At 39.8% G+C, this 14,796-nt stretch carries 16 protein-coding genes; 7 read left to right on the forward strand and 9 right to left on the reverse strand.

The features are described 5' to 3' along the window. Positions 1–118 precede the first annotated feature (118 nt). On the forward strand, positions 119–280 hold the full coding sequence (locus tag CK510_RS32780) for a hypothetical protein (RefSeq protein WP_211293194.1): 162 nt from the start codon (positions 119–121) through the stop codon (positions 278–280). Between the two features lie 127 nt (positions 281–407). Here the strand turns inward: CK510_RS32780 and CK510_RS14095 are convergent, their stop codons facing one another. The 3 genes from CK510_RS14095 to nadA all read right to left on the reverse strand — a co-directional run bounded on the left by CK510_RS14095 (position 408) and on the right by nadA (position 4,490). Beyond that, positions 408–1,319: a DUF1338 domain-containing protein gene (locus CK510_RS14095; protein ID WP_095722303.1), complete on the reverse strand. Its 912-nt coding sequence runs from the start codon at positions 1,317–1,319 to the stop codon at positions 408–410. A 158-nt stretch (positions 1,320–1,477) separates the two neighbouring features. After that, on the reverse strand, positions 1,478–2,782 hold the full coding sequence (locus CK510_RS14100) for an acetyl ornithine aminotransferase family protein (RefSeq protein WP_095722304.1): 1,305 nt from the start codon (positions 2,780–2,782) through the stop codon (positions 1,478–1,480). 733 nt (positions 2,783–3,515) lie between these two features. Next, positions 3,516–4,490 (reverse strand): quinolinate synthase NadA, encoded by a 975-nt coding sequence (gene nadA, locus CK510_RS14105; RefSeq protein WP_095722305.1) that lies wholly within the window; start codon positions 4,488–4,490, stop codon positions 3,516–3,518. Positions 4,491–4,900: 410 nt separating this feature from the next. On the opposite strand from nadA, the gene CK510_RS14110 reads away from it, so the two are divergent. Further along, complete coding sequence (locus tag CK510_RS14110; RefSeq protein WP_245912143.1) at positions 4,901–5,836, forward strand: TIGR04168 family protein; 936 nt, start codon at positions 4,901–4,903, stop codon at positions 5,834–5,836. Between the two features lie 197 nt (positions 5,837–6,033). Here the strand turns inward: CK510_RS14110 and rimM are convergent, their stop codons facing one another. Together rimM and CK510_RS14120 are read right to left on the reverse strand one after the other, a co-directional pair. Further along, positions 6,034–6,747 carry a ribosome maturation factor RimM gene (gene rimM, locus CK510_RS14115; RefSeq protein ID WP_095722307.1) on the reverse strand — a complete coding sequence of 238 codons (714 nt, stop codon included), beginning with the start codon at positions 6,745–6,747 and terminating at the stop codon, positions 6,034–6,036. A gap of 78 nt (positions 6,748–6,825) precedes the next feature. Next, positions 6,826–8,112: a valine--pyruvate transaminase gene (locus CK510_RS14120; RefSeq protein ID WP_095722308.1), complete on the reverse strand. Its 1,287-nt coding sequence runs from the start codon at positions 8,110–8,112 to the stop codon at positions 6,826–6,828. Between the two features lie 179 nt (positions 8,113–8,291). Here CK510_RS14120 and CK510_RS14125 point away from each other — a divergent pair, with 179 nt between their 5' ends. The 3 genes from CK510_RS14125 (at position 8,292) to CK510_RS14135 (ending at position 12,598) form a co-directional block, all read left to right on the forward strand. Beyond that, positions 8,292–9,404 (forward strand): S-(hydroxymethyl)glutathione dehydrogenase/class III alcohol dehydrogenase, encoded by a 1,113-nt coding sequence (locus tag CK510_RS14125; RefSeq protein WP_095722309.1) that lies wholly within the window; start codon positions 8,292–8,294, stop codon positions 9,402–9,404. 154 nt (positions 9,405–9,558) lie between these two features. Further along, a complete protein-coding gene (locus CK510_RS14130) occupies positions 9,559–10,194 on the forward strand; it encodes a Vat family streptogramin A O-acetyltransferase (protein WP_373695803.1) in 636 nt (211 codons plus the stop codon). Between the two features lie 187 nt (positions 10,195–10,381). After that, positions 10,382–12,598 carry an FdhF/YdeP family oxidoreductase gene (locus tag CK510_RS14135; protein ID WP_095722314.1) on the forward strand — a complete coding sequence of 739 codons (2,217 nt, stop codon included), beginning with the start codon at positions 10,382–10,384 and terminating at the stop codon, positions 12,596–12,598. A gap of 144 nt (positions 12,599–12,742) precedes the next feature. Here the strand turns inward: CK510_RS14135 and CK510_RS14140 are convergent, their stop codons facing one another. Together CK510_RS14140 and CK510_RS14145 are read right to left on the reverse strand one after the other, a co-directional pair. Then, positions 12,743–13,036 (reverse strand): hypothetical protein, encoded by a 294-nt coding sequence (locus tag CK510_RS14140; protein ID WP_095722310.1) that lies wholly within the window; start codon positions 13,034–13,036, stop codon positions 12,743–12,745. After that, positions 13,026–13,322: a BrnT family toxin gene (locus tag CK510_RS14145; RefSeq protein ID WP_095722315.1), complete on the reverse strand. Its 297-nt coding sequence runs from the start codon at positions 13,320–13,322 to the stop codon at positions 13,026–13,028. Before CK510_RS14145 ends, CK510_RS14140 begins: the two co-directional genes overlap by 11 nt. Positions 13,323–13,504: 182 nt before the next feature. On the opposite strand from CK510_RS14145, the gene CK510_RS14150 reads away from it, so the two are divergent. Further along, the gene (locus CK510_RS14150) at positions 13,505–13,714 is read left to right on the forward strand and encodes a tyrosine-type recombinase/integrase (RefSeq protein WP_444876498.1); all 210 of its coding nucleotides are present in this window, start codon (positions 13,505–13,507) and stop codon (positions 13,712–13,714) included. Positions 13,715–13,734: 20 nt separating this feature from the next. Next, entirely contained in the window at positions 13,735–13,881 is a 147-nt protein-coding gene (locus CK510_RS31775) for a hypothetical protein (RefSeq protein WP_158224905.1), read from the forward strand. 4 nt (positions 13,882–13,885) lie between these two features. Here the strand turns inward: CK510_RS31775 and CK510_RS14155 are convergent, their stop codons facing one another. Both CK510_RS14155 and CK510_RS14160 read right to left on the reverse strand, forming a co-directional pair. Then, positions 13,886–14,341, reverse strand: a complete 456-nt coding sequence (locus tag CK510_RS14155) for a PIN domain-containing protein (protein ID WP_095722311.1) — start codon at positions 14,339–14,341, stop codon at positions 13,886–13,888. Beyond that, a complete protein-coding gene (locus tag CK510_RS14160) occupies positions 14,328–14,555 on the reverse strand; it encodes an antitoxin family protein (protein ID WP_095722312.1) in 228 nt (75 codons plus the stop codon). The genes CK510_RS14155 and CK510_RS14160 overlap by 14 nt, the downstream gene beginning before the upstream one ends. Positions 14,556–14,796 lie beyond the last annotated feature (241 nt).

The following is a 14,796-nucleotide window of genomic DNA, read 5'->3' on the forward strand; positions in this document are numbered from 1 at the left end:
TCAAGTCATTGCTCACCGTTGTGCTTACCTTAATGGATTAATCTTTGCTCGCTAAATAAAAAGTGGGATGCTCCCTTTGGTTATTCCATATCATAAACAAGGTTGAGTATTAAAAAGTATGAAACCCAACATAGATATACACAATCAAGGGTTGTATTTTATTTACAGCACATTTCATTTGGGTGAGGTACACTCCCATCTGCGTACCCTGCGGCAGGGAGTGACTTCCAAAGGTAGCCGCATTAGACGAGCGTACATCGGAGAGGTTGCCGTAGGCTAGCGAGACTTCTCGCAGAGTAGCGTCTATATCTGCGGTTTTTATCTCTTTATATGTACCTCATTACAGACGGAAGTGCTGTAATTTAGATTCCTTAGCTGCTGTTTGAGGAAAAAGGAAAAAAGAAAAGTTAGTTTAAGCGCGTCATTTCAAATAATTGTCGAGCATTGTCACCAAGAAAAGCATCAAACAGTTCTTGTTTTCCGGGTTCAATTTCTACCACATATCTTTGAGCAAGTTCGTAATAGGCATAAGTCCAAGGTATTTGAATTTCAACACCAGAACTATCATCAATTACAGTTACTTGTTCGTTGACTGCATGGGTTGCTGTTTGTCGCAAACCCAGATTCATACTACCTTCGATTTCGGCTTTCATTGGTATTCCTAAATCAGCTAATCCATTTGCCGTAATTTCAATGTTGGGATATTTAGGTGTATTTTGGCGATTTACATCAGCAGTAAAATGGTTTGCTGCATATCCATGTAATAATATCCAAGCTCCATATTGACTCACTTGATTTACTTTTTGAATATCTGAATAATAAGGAGTTTGCCAATGACGGGTAAATGTTTCTTTTGCATTTAGAATCAAGTTGGTATTATCTATTTCAAAATTATCTTTTGAAGATTGAAGAAAACAATCAAAATTACCATTACTTACAGTTTTTCTAATTATTGCTGCAATCTCATCTGGTAATTCTTCAACAATTAATTCGCTGATAAATAACTTGGGTAAACTATATTTTTCCTGCTCTGGATGTTTGTAGTGACAAGCATATAAATGTGTGTCAGGGAAAAAGTATTCTCCTGCTGCTTCGTAACCTAATCGATTTAATATTGGTTCAAATAATTTAATTCCTAAATTAATTTGAGTTTTATTTATATTAATATTTAAACGCAAAGAACGGAAAGCAATGTGGTCATTTGAAACAGTTCCTCCCGCATTAATAATCATTTTTTGGTAGATTTTGGCATATTTCACTCTATTAATATAGTCTTGCCAAAGCGAATCCCAAAATAATTGAATATTTTCTGGTTTCATGATTTTATTGTTTTTATTTTTCTCATAAAATATGATAATTAAGAGGGTTAACAGCCGTTAACCCCTACAATATTTATCGTATTTGTTTTCTGAATTCATAAAAAATATGAAATTTTAAATTGATGCTGACTTCTGAATTCTGATTCCTGAACTCCTGACTACATTACTTCTAACAAAATTTCGGCAATTATATTTAAAGCAATTTGAATTTGTTCACTATCAATAACCAAAGGAGGACAAAAACGAATTGCAGATTTTCCACAACCAAGTAATAACAAACCACGATGAAAAGCAGCTTGTAAAATACGATCGCGTAATTCCTTGTCAAAATCCCCCGTTTCATCCAACAAATCTACCGCTACCATCAACCCCTTTCCCCGTGGAGACGACAATCGGGGAAAGCGATCGCACAACTTAAATAAACCAGCTTGTAAAATTTCCCCCATCCGAGTCGCATTTTCCATCAACCCATCTTCCAACAATCGTAGCGTCGCAATCCCCGCAGCACAAGCTACCGGATTCCCGCCAAATGTGGTAGCGTGGGAACCAGGTTTCCAAGTCATGATGTGCGATCGCGCTATAATTGCTCCCAATGGTAAACCGCTAGCAATCCCCTTTGCCGTCGTCACAATATCAGGCATGATATCCCAATGTGCAATCGCAAATAGCTTTCCAGTACGTCCCATCCCCGATTGTACTTCATCAACTATCATCAAAATCTGGTAGCGATCGCATATCTCGCGGATACGTTGCAAAAATCCATCTTCGGGTACTATATAACCACCTTCACCTTGAATTGGTTCCACGATGATTGCTGCTACTTCATTCGCTGGTAAAATCGTCGTAAATAATTGCTTTTCTAAATAATCTAAACCCACATGTGTACCATAAGGTATATGTGTAACTCCCGGAAGCAATGAACCAAAATTTGCCCTTTGGACAGTTTTGGAACCCGTGAGGGACATTGCACCATAAGTTCGTCCGTGGAATGCACCCAAAAATGCCACAATTAAATTCCGCTTCGTATAGTACTTAGCTAGCTTTATCGCACCTTCATTCGATTCCGCACCAGAATTACTAAAAAATACACGGGCATTTCCTGGGAATGGGGCACGATTTGCCAGCTTTTCGGCGAATTCCACCATTGGCTCGTAGTAAAAATCCGTACCAGACATGTGCAGTAAATTTGCTGACTGTGCTTGAATTGCTTCCACAACATCTGGATGACAATGACCAGTAGAAGTGACAGCTATACCTGCCGTCATATCGAGAAAAATATTACCATCCACATCTTCCAGCATACAACCTTGACCTCGCGCCACCACCAAAGGATAATCACGGGTATAAGACGGAGATGTGACATTGCGATCGCGCTCTACCAATGCTTTCGCACGCACTCCCGGCAAAGTTGTCACCAAACGCGGCGCTCGCGGTAATGGTATATTTACGGGGATACTTAACATTATTTTTTATTTTTGAGAATATTTTGTATCTTTGATTTAACGATGGTTTCACGGTTGTATTCTGTCGTCTAAACCACAATTTATCCTGGATGAATATTGTAGCTACTGTGTTGAAAGTCAAGCTTATCGAACTTGCTTAGGTTACATAAGTAGAGATAATGCTTTGACTCAATTATGATTTAAATGATTAAAGCTTGATATATTAAGAATGTCAGGAAACCTTGATAAATAAAAAATGGGTGTACGGATTGACAGTACTTTCAGGATGGGATACTCTTAATACTCACGGGAGGCGTATAACTTTAATTTTTACGGCTCTGAAAGTACTATTCTTGCGTTGATTTTTTGGTCGTAAATAAGCCGAAAATTAATTTTGTAATATGAACATCGATTCTAAATTTTGTTACGGTTGACAATATAATCTATTTATGGATTTAGTAGAATCGGATAGATTTTTAGGTTCGATTAGACAGATAATGATTAATATTTGGTACTAATGAAAAGAATAGTAACCCAAAATTATGGTGTGGATAATTAAGTAGAATCGCATAGATTTGTAGGTTGGATTAGACGTACCGAAAACCTTAGTAGACCGTCTGAAATCGGGGTTTCTCCCTGATGTAAAATCTCAAATTGTTGGGATAAACCAAGAAACCCGATTTCTCAGACTACGGGAATTGAGTTCCTCGTGGGGTTAGAAACCCGGTTTCTTGGGTAAATCCAAAATCAGAAACTACAAGCTCATCTCCAACATCCGTTGCATTGGACGTAATGCAGCCAGGCGAATCTCTTCACTCATGGTAATTTCCGGTGTGCGATTTTTCATGGCTAAATACAACTTCTCCAAAGTATTCAACCGCATAAACGGACACTCATTACAATTACAATTATTCTCAGGTGGTGCGGGAATAAAATGTTTTTGCGGTGCTGCTTTTTGCATTTGGTGAATTATTCCTGGTTCAGTCGCAATAATAAACTCTTGCGATGGGCTTTCTTGACAATATTTAAGTAAAGCAGCAGTGGAACCGATAAAACTCGCATGACGCAATACACTTTCCTCACATTCCGGATGTGCGATCGCTTCTGCTTCTGGATGTGCTATTTTTAACTGAACAATTTTCTTTTCGGAGAAGGTTTCATGGACAATACAACTTCCCTGCCACAGTACCATATCGCGACCTGTTTTCTTGATGACATAGCGCCCTAAATTACGGTCTGGTGCAAAAATAATCGGTTGCTCTTTGGGTATCTGTTCAACGATTTTTACAGCGTTGGAACTGGTACAAATGATATCGCTCATTGCTTTAATTTCGGCGGAGCAATTTACATAAGAAATTACCAAATGTCCCGGATGTGCGGCTTTAAATGCGGCAAACTCTTTAGGAGGACAGGTATCAGCAAGGGAACAACCTGCATTTAAATCTGGTAAAAGCACCAATTTCTCTGGGTTGAGAATTTTTGCTGTCTCCGCCATAAAGTGTACACCAGCAAAGACTATCACATCCGCGTTTGTTTCGGCTGCTGCTCTAGCTAGTTGTAGGGAATCCCCGATAAAATCTGCAATATCTTGAATATCCGCTTCTTGATAGTAATGCGCTAAAATGACCGCGTTGAGTTCTTTTTTTAGAGTTGCGATCGCATCAAATAAATCCAATGGTAATGCACCCAGTTGGGTATTTTCACGTTGAGGTAATGCAGTTATAAACACAGTTTGGTGTCACCCTATGATTCCAAAAATATGCCAAAAATATTGAATTTTTCCATTGACAGGCAATACCTCTAATCCCCAATTTTCCTTCCTGTGCTTTCGAGGAACTTTGGGAACTTGGCTAGAAGTAGCTGCGAAATCTTGCCACGGGAATACTCTCCACAGCAAAGTTTCACGTACATACAGGCATTGTTGTTATAAAACTAATTATAGTATTTTTTACCAAAAATAAGTAAAGGGTCAAACCATTGAAAATGATGTTTTTTTGATAAAAGTTTGAAGAAGAGCATGGAAAGGAGAAAATTCTTAATTCCCAATCCCCATTGCCCAATCCCCAATTCCCAATTCCCCATTAAAGTTGTGTCAAAATCCTTTTGAGTTGCCTATGCTGGAGACATAGGAAAAATAATATGGCGTTTTGTAGTGAGAAAATAAAGCCGAAAATGATAAAAATAGCTGTAGTCGGAGATGTTCACGACCAGTGGGAAGAGGAAGATGGCATTGCGCTAAAATGCCTGGGAGTGGACTTGGTACTGTTTGTGGGGGATTTTGGGAATGAGTCGGTGGATGTGGTGCGAAGAGTAGCATCTCTCGATATCCCCAAAGCTGTTATCATGGGTAATCACGATGCTTGGTATTCTGCCACGGAATGGGGACGCAAAAAATGTCCTTACGATCGCACGAAGGAAGATTGGGTACAGGAACAGCTGGATTTATTGGGTGATATCCACGTTGGTTACAGTAAGTTAGATTTTCCCACTTTGAGTTTAACTGTTGTAGGGGGTCGTCCGTTTAGTTGGGGTGGTCCAGATATGAAGTTTGCGGATATTTGTAAGCAACGATATGGGATTGGGACTATTGAGGAGTCTGCTGATTTAATCCACGCTTCCGTTAAGAGTGCCACATATGAGACAATTATTTTTGTTGGTCATAATGGACCATCGGGATTAGGAGATAGACCGGAAGACCCTTGTGGTAAAGATTGGCACCCGATTGGTGGTGATTTTGGCGACCCAGATTTTGCGGAAGCGATATCTTTGGCGATGACGGAAAATAAGATTATTCCCCTGGTGGCATTTGGACATATGCACCACACTCTAAGACACACTAAGCAGGTAATTCGCAAGCGTGTTTTTAGAAGTCCAGAAGGTATAATTTATTTAAATGCGGCGACTGTACCGCGAATTGTGGAGAATGTTAGGGGGAAACTCCGAAATTTTTCACTGCTGCAAATGGAAGGTGGTGTTGTGATTCAGGTTTCGTCTGCTTGGGTTGGTGATGATTTTAAAGTTGCATCTGAGGAAGTTTTGTATCAGCAACCTGATAAGGTGGTGCAAGCTGTATAAATTAGGTTAAATTTGCTTTTAGTCTTTTATTGGAGGGGTTGCGGAATGGTGGAGTCAGTTTGACTTGAATCCTAAATACTTCTCCAATTTTGCTTTAGGTTTGCTGTGAATAAAAGCTTGAAAATAAAAGATTTAAGGTCGCGCTAAGACGCTAAGACGCTAAGACGCTAAGGTGAGAAGAATAAAATATGATTTGTTTAGGTTTGTTCGGTTTCTTTTAGGTCGTTAATTTCTAATAATCCTTCTGGGGGTGTGATTTCGGCACGTTTGGCTTGGATATCGACAACGGGGACAATTTCCTTGACGAAGGGTATTAACAGGTTTTTTGGTTTTTTGTCGTTTCCGTTATTTTCCTGATGTATTTCGACTTCTAATAAATCGTTCCCCGCAGGAATTAGGTTGACGACAGTTCCAATAAATTGACCAGATTCTTGTACGAAAACCTGTAAACCAATCAAATCTATAATATGGTATTCTCCGTCGGCTAATTGTGGGCGATCGCACTCCAATACCAATAATTTACAACTCCGTAATTCTTCTGCTTGGTTGCGACTTTTTACACCTTGCAATTCAATTACGTATAGATTTCTACCTTCTATATATCTGCCGGAAGTTAATTCTATTTCTTGGGGTTGGGATGTTCCAGGATGTAATAACCAACGCATACCAGGAATCAGGAAACGTTCGGGAAAATCTGTTTCTGGATAAACTCGTAATTCCCCATCTAATCCTTGGGGTGAGACAATTGTACCAATTTCTAGATAACCATCAGGGATGGGAGTCGGGATTCGGGATGGTGTGGGAGATGGGGAGGTTGGGGAAGAAGCAATATTTTTCTTTTTTTTCTTCTTTTTTTGTTTTCCTGGTGTTGCTTGTTCCTTTTGTTTCTTTTCCTTCTCTTTCTCCGGCATATTTTCCTCTATTTTCTCTGTTCTTTGTGGTTATTTTCTCTTTTAACTAACTAATTCCTAATTCCTAATTCCTAATTCCTAACTATTTAAGACTGTATCACCTTGATAGACAGACTCAACAACCTTCGCTAATTTTTGCATCGCGATCGCAATTTCTTCGTCGCTACCAGTTAAACTAATTCGCAAACACTGATGCTTATGTTCCCACTCTTCTCGCAAACCAGGAAAGAAGGAACTACCTGGTACAACAATCACACCAACTTGCTTTAATAATTGGTATAATTCCCAGTCAGTGATTGGCAAATTTTGGAACCATAACCAAGCAAAGATAGCACCTTCACCAAGATGTAAAAGCCAAGGTAAATCTTTCGGCATTACTACATCTAAGGTACTTTCTAATACGGTAAATTTATTTTGATAAAACGAGCGAATTACGGTTTCCGAGATATTTGCCAGCTTTCCAGAGTTGATGGCACGGGATGCGATCGCTTGTCCATATCTCGATGGATGAATACACATATTCGTCTGGAAACATTCGAGTACTTGAATTACTTTTTCGTCACCAATGGCAATCCCAATTCTTTCTCCTGGTAAACCTGCTTTTGATAAACTCAGGCAATGAATAATATTATCACCAAATACTGGTGTCATTTTGGTGAAGTTCAATGCTGGGTATGGAGGTGCATAAGCGGAGTCGATAAATACTGGTATGTCATAGGGTGCAGCTAATGCAGCGATTTTGTTTACTTCTTCATCGGTGAGTACATTACCAGTAGGATTACAGGGACGGGAGAAAATAACACAACCAGTATTTTCATTAATAGATAGTTGACTAAAATCAGGACGATATTTAAATCTATGTGCTGCTGCGTTGATATCCAAAGTCGGTTTGTAAGCGATTAAGGATTCTGGGGATAATGCCACACCACCATAACCCGTATAATCTGGGCTAAGGGGAAGAACAACTTGTTTTAAAGAACCTGATTCTGTATAGCCACCAAAAACATTCGCAGCGTAGAAATATAGGGTTTGACTTCCGGGGGTAATTAAAATATTTTTATCGGTGAGATTTAAACCGTAGCGTTGGTTAAAGTCGTTAACAATTGCTTCAATAAAAGGTGCGTAACCTTGGGATGAACCGTAACGGCAAACAACTTCACCGTATTCCGAGCTATTTAGTAAATCGACGGTACAATCACGCCATAATTGCTCAACTTCCGGCAGAATCAACGGATTTCCCGCGCTCAAATTAATAAATTGCCTTCCTGCACCTGTTTGTAAAGTCTCGATAATATCCTTCATAATAGCTCGAACGCCAGTTAAGTTAGACATTTGAGCGCCAATTTTTGTCAAGGCAGGATTCATAATGTGTTGGAGTTTGATTAATTTAGATAGTTGAAGATTGCTGCATCTACCAATTTAGCGAGATATGGGATTGGATGTCTATCAACAAAATATTTTCTTTTTTGCATAAAAGTAAAAAATTATTTTCTGACTCCAACTAGGTTGTAAACTCAAAAAATAGGGAATTGGGAAAGCAGAGAGTGAAAGTAAAAGCAGCATTGGCTTACCAAGCAGGTAAACCATTAACGATTGAAATGGTTGATTTAGGGAATCCCCAAGCTGGTGAAGTCTTAATCGAGATAAAAGCCAGTGGTGTTTGTCATACCGATGCTTACACCCTTTCAGGAAAAGACCCCGAAGGCTTATTTCCTGCCATACTGGGACATGAAGGTGCTGGTATTGTCGTCGAAGTCGGCAAAGATGTCAAAAGTTTACAAGTAGGCGATCGCGTAATTCCTCTGTATACTCCGGAATGTCGTCAGTGCGAATATTGTCTCAGTAGAAAAACTAATTTGTGTCAAGCGATACGGGTAACTCAGGGTAAAGGTGTAATGCCTGATGGTACAAGTCGTTTTTCGATTGATGGTGAGAAAATTCACCACTATATGGGGACTTCGACTTTTGCAAATTACACCGTATTACCAGAAATTGCTGTGGCAAAAATCCGCGAAGATGCACCATTTGATAAGGTTTGCTATATCGGTTGTGGTGTAACGACGGGTATTGGTGCAGTGATTAATACAGCGAAGGTTGAAGCTGGTGCGAATGTGGTTGTTTTTGGACTTGGTGGAATCGGTTTAAATGTTGTCCAAGCTGCCAGAATGGTGGGGGCAAATATGATTATTGGGGTTGATATTAATCCTGGTAGAAAGGCTTTGGCGGAAAAATTTGGGATGACACATTTTGTTAATCCCCAGGAAATTGATGGTGATATAGTTTCCTATTTGGTAGATTTAACTAAGGGTGGTGCTGACTATTCTTTTGAATGTATTGGGAATGTAAATGTGATGCGTCAAGCGTTGGAATGTTGTCACAAAGGTTGGGGTGTGAGTGTCATTATTGGTGTCGCTGCTGGAGGTGAGGAAATTCGCACTCGTCCGTTTCAATTGGTTACGGGTAGGGTTTGGAAAGGTAGCGCTTTTGGTGGTGCTAGGGGACGTACTGATGTACCGAAAATAGTTGATTGGTATATGGATGGGAAGATAAATATTGATGATTTAATTACCCATGTAATGCCGATTGAAAAGATTAATGATGCTTTTGATTTGATGCATAAAGGAGAATCGATTCGTAGTGTTGTCACATTCGATTAGTTGGGATATTTCAATTATTCAAAAGTGGTTATAGCTAGATTCAATAATAGATTTTGGGATTAGATTTTGGTTTTTGTTTAATTTACTGATAAGCAGTACATTATAATTGGGTAAATTTAATACAAGAGTACTCAATAAATTAAATTTGGAGGCTATTTTGTCCGGTGCAAATCCAAGCGATCGCCACCCAATGAAAGGATTTCCCCAAATATGTTTCATCAAAAACACTGTATCCAATCCTAATATAATTATTGGTGATTACACCTATTACGATGACCCAGAGGATTCGGAAAACTTTGAGCGCAATGTACTTTACCACTTTCCTTTTATTGGGGATAAACTAATTATTGGTAAATTCTGCGCTTTAGCTAAAGGTATAAAATTTATCATGAACGGAGCTAATCACAAAATGTCTGGCTTCTCTACCTATCCGTTTTCAATCTTCGGTAATGGCTGGGAAAAGGTGACACCACAACCTGATGAGCTTCCCTTCAAAGGGGATACTGTAGTTGGGAATGATGTTTGGATTGGTTATGAAGCGACAATTATGCCTGGTATCCAAATTGGTGATGGGGCTATTATTGCAGCTTGTACAGTTGTTGTTAGTGATGTTCCACCGTATGCAATAGTTGGAGGGAACCCAGCAAAGTTGATTAGAAAGCGGTTTGCTGATGATGTGATTAATACTTTATTAGAGATTGCTTGGTGGAATTGGGATATAGAGAAAATTTCGCGTAATCTTGTTTATATTGTTGCTGCTGATATTAATGCTCTGAAAAATTGTGAATAGAAAGTTTTCTGATTTTAAACGCAATAAATGACTACTGCAACGATTAGAGGTTTACCACGGGGGAGAAACCCAATTTCCTGAGTTTTTCTGACTGCAATAAGCTTGACTTTCAAGACAGTCGCTGACGATTTTTGCTCCATCAATTACCATCAGTAACAGGAAGTAGTTGATGTTTCCAGGTAATATTATGAGTGCTGAAAAAACCCCAAATGCAGGTGGTGGAATGCCCGTAATTGGGTATTGGGCAGAAAAGACAATTTCCCCCGATGGTAAGAAAATTTGGGAAAAATTATTCCACAAAAGCGCTTGTCTTTCCTGCGCTTGGGGAACAGGGGGACAAAAAGGTGGTTTTGTTAATGAAGATGGGGAAATATTGCAGCGTTGCGCTAAAAGTGTAGAAGCGATCGCATCGGAATTACAACCAGCTACGTACTTCGAGCAAAATTATACCCTGCCACAACTCCAAGAATTAAATTCCCAAGCAGCAAATAATTTGGGTAGGTTGAGTCATCCTTTGATTTTACGTGCAGGGAGTTCCCAGTATGAAAGAATTTCTTGGGATGAGATTTATCAAATTGCGGAGACAGCATTCAGAAAACCCCCGCAGCGTCTAGCTTCCTATAGTTCCGGTAGGTCGTCGAATGAAGCCGCATTCCTGCTACAGTTAATGATGCGATCGCTTGATTCAAATAACCTGGCTGATTGTTCAGATTTATGTCACGCAGCTTCGACTGTGGGGTTGAAGCAAATGTTCGGTTCTGGGACTTCGATGGTAAGTTTAGAAAGTCTCAAACAAGCCGATTGTGTGGTGTTGATTGGTTCCAACGCTCCTGCAAACCATCCCCGATTACTGAATGAGTTGATTCAACTACGCGATCGCGGTGGTAAGGTAATTATTATTAATCCAACCGTGGAAGTCGGTTTAGTTAAATTTGCCTCCCCAGCTTACCCGATCAAATCCATGCTGGCTGGTGGTTCCGATATTTCTTCCCTATATCTGCAACCCATCCCCGGTAGCGATGTGGCTTTATTTGTGGGTATCCAAAAATCCTTGATTGCCCAAGGTTTAATCAAACAGGATTTTCTCAAAGCTCATACCGAAGACTGGGAAAACATCATTAAACATGCCGAAAATACTCCTTGGGAAGAGATTACATCTACCTGTGGCATTTCCCAAACCGAAATTGCGATCGCAGCCAGAATAATTGGTACATCTTCGGGTGTAGTATTTGCTTGGGCGATGGGAGTGACGCAGCAGGAAAACGGTGTTGACAACGTTTTCAGTATTGCCAATACCGCACTGTTAACAGGGAATGCCGGAAAACCCGGTGCGGGAACAATGCCAATTCGCGGACACTCAAACGTGCAAGGATTTGGCTCAATGGGTGTGACTATCCACCTCAAAAAAGAAATTCAGCAAACTTTAGAGAAACTGCTGCAACGTCCCTTGAGTCGCATTCCTGGCTACGATACGCGGGCATTAATTACGGCTGCGGAAGCAGGTGAAGTGGACACATTGATTTGTTTGGGGGGAAATCTCTACGCAGCAAACCCCGATTTAAACCAAGCAAAACGCGCTTTGGGACAAATTGACACCATTTTTTACGTGGCAACCAAACCTAATCTGGGACATTTTCACGGTTTAGCAAAGCAAAATACCATCATTCTGCCAGTGTTTACTCGTTTCGAGAATCCCCACAAAACCACTACCGAATCTGGTAATAATTTCGTCCGTCTGAATGATGTAGGAAAAACCCATTTAGAGAATGGTGATTTGATTTCCGAAGTTGAATTAATTGTGGAAATCGCCCACCGAATTTTGGGAGATAACCCCGTAAATTGGCGTAAACTCCAAGATACAAAATATGTCCGTGAACTAATTGCGAAAACAATTCCCGGTTACGAAAAAATTGGCAAAATTGATATTACCGGGGAAGAATTTACGATTTCTGGACGGGTTTTTAATCAACCCAAATTTGGCACATCTACAGGTAAAGCCAAGATGTTTGTGACTACTTTACCAAAGTTGGATTTACCCAGCAAAGTAGACTTTGGTGTAGCAGAATCAACCCCAGGAATTGTTTTAATATTGGGTACAGGAAGAAGTTACTCGCAGCACAACACAGTCGTGTATAAACCTGGGGATTATTATCGGGGAATGCCACACCGTAATTGTATTTTGATGAATCGTGAAGATGCCGAAAAAGCTGGTTTTAGCGAACATCAACAGGTGACAGTGCAAGGTGATGCGGGAAAATTAGAAAACGTGGAAATTATTTTTGGGGATATTCGTCAAGGTGCAGCGATGATGTTTTATCCGGAAGTTAATGTTATTTTTACAGCGAAAATTGATATGCGATCGGGTACACCAGCATATAAAAGAGTACCAGTATTTGTTTATTAGGGTAATTGTGGGATTTTGTAGGCAATAAAACCACAGAAAGTTGCGATCGCGCTTTTGAGTGTATTTTTATTGTTCATCTTGCCATCCTACGACAATCTCGAAATTCCACTCCATCTGAGTTGTTGTACCCCTGGCAAACAACGATCAATTCGATGTAGCGTGAATAACTTCATTTAGCGCTTCCTCAATAACTGCATCACTAACACCTCGACGCTTTAAGCTCTCTACCAATGCTGTCACTGTCTCGCTCTCAAACCGTTCTAAATCAACGCGCAAACCTTGTCCAATATAGGCACGGATCAGGGGCTGATAACCAGAAAAACCCAATAGTGGTGCAACTTTCTTCAAATCCTCAACCACATCTTCCGGCATCCGAATCGTTACACTCGTCATTGGACGGTTGCGATCGAGCCGTTGCTTCAATGTTTCAACTTTCATATTCTGCTCTCTCCTGTCGTGTTGCTTTACGTGCTGAAATAATCCGAATACTTTCCTCATCCTGCTCAATGTGAACGACATAAAGCATTTTCCACCGAAAATCTAGCCCAATCACAGCGTTCCTTGCTTCATCGTTACGACTAGCATCAACAAGAATCAGAAAAGGATCGAAAAAAGCCTCAGTCGCTTGCTGAAAAGTAATCCCATCATGATTAATGGGATTAATCTGCGCTTTTTCATCATCCCAAGAAAAGGTAATGCCATTGAGCACAAAATAAACGTTCATACCTTTGCATTCTAGACAAAACGTATGTACAGTGTCAATACGTATTTTCTCAATGTCAGCTATGCTCAATCCGCTACCACTTGTTTTAGTAGCATTTATTTTCAGTGTAGGTTGGGTGGAGACGCATGACAAATACTAAATTTTAGTGATAATCTATTTTGCGTCGTAACCCAACATAATATTTGGGGTTAACGAGAGGATTTAATGTTGGGTTACGCAAAGCCTTCACCCAACCTACGGGAGATTGCGATCGCACTCATTTGCTACAAAACAGCTATGACATCCGTACTGTTCAGGAATTATTGGGACACAAGGACGTGAAAAACACGATGATTTATACCCATGTTCTTAACCGTGGTGGTAAGGGTGTCCGCAGCCCTCTAGATACATAATAAAATGCATTGGCGATCGCATGGTGACTCAAGAAGGAGCATCGCATAAATTTCCAAATATATTGATCGCTTTATTTGTAACCGATGGAAAAGTGCGATGCTCTGTACAAGATGTAATGCGATCGCTTTTGACACCTGACTTACTACTCATCATGGTGCAGCGATGATGTTTTATCCGGAAATCAAGCTTAAATCTCTAAATGGATTGACAATCTGTAAGGTATTTTCAACTATTAAACCATCTTGCATATCTTCTGAGTAGAGAATTCTTGCATCTCCTAAAACTGCACTAGCAACGATGAGACTATCCCAAAATGAAAGTGAGTAGCGATCGCGTAATTTCACAGAATACTGAAGCGTTTCAAGAGAGACAGGTAAGATTTCACAACCTTGCGCTAATTCTTCCAGTAATATCTGAATTTGTGGGTTATTAAACCCTGCTTTACGGATTAAATTGGAACAAACGTCATTAACCACCTGTGTACTGATTAAGCTATTTTGGTAATTGGTGATAGTTGTAGCGATTTGTTGTTTGGGGATAGCATCAGCGTCACGAGGGTTGAGAATAAAGCGATACAGCCAAATATTAGAGTCAATAAAGCCAGGTTGAGATTCACCAACGTTCATTGGCTTCTTCTCTATTCAAAGGCTGAAAGTCTTCAATTTTGATTGGATTAGCGGTTAATTGAGCAATAAGTCCTTTTTCTGGAAAGCATTTTGTTTTGTGAATTAAATGAGATTCTACAATAAGTTTGACAGATTCACCTTCAGCGAGTTGGAGATTTCCGATAGGGCGTAAAACGCCATTTTCAAACACTGCTTCACAGTTTTGTTGCCGCATATTAAATCTTGTTAATTATCTCTCTCCAATTTTAACCGATGAAAGAACAATATAGCCAAGCCCGCCTCAAGTAGAATCGCATCGATTCGTAGGTTGGGTAGAGCAAAGCTTAACCCAACATTCAGTAGCATTTATTTTCAGTGTAGGTTGGGTGAAGACGCATGACAAATACTAAACTTTAACTATGGATAGATGCTAGACAATCTATTTCATGTAAATCAAAAAAAAACAGGCGATCGCA

The organism is Brunnivagina elsteri CCALA 953, from assembly GCF_002289455.1.
In the GTDB taxonomy this organism is placed as follows: domain Bacteria; phylum Cyanobacteriota; class Cyanobacteriia; order Cyanobacteriales; family Nostocaceae; genus Brunnivagina; species Brunnivagina elsteri.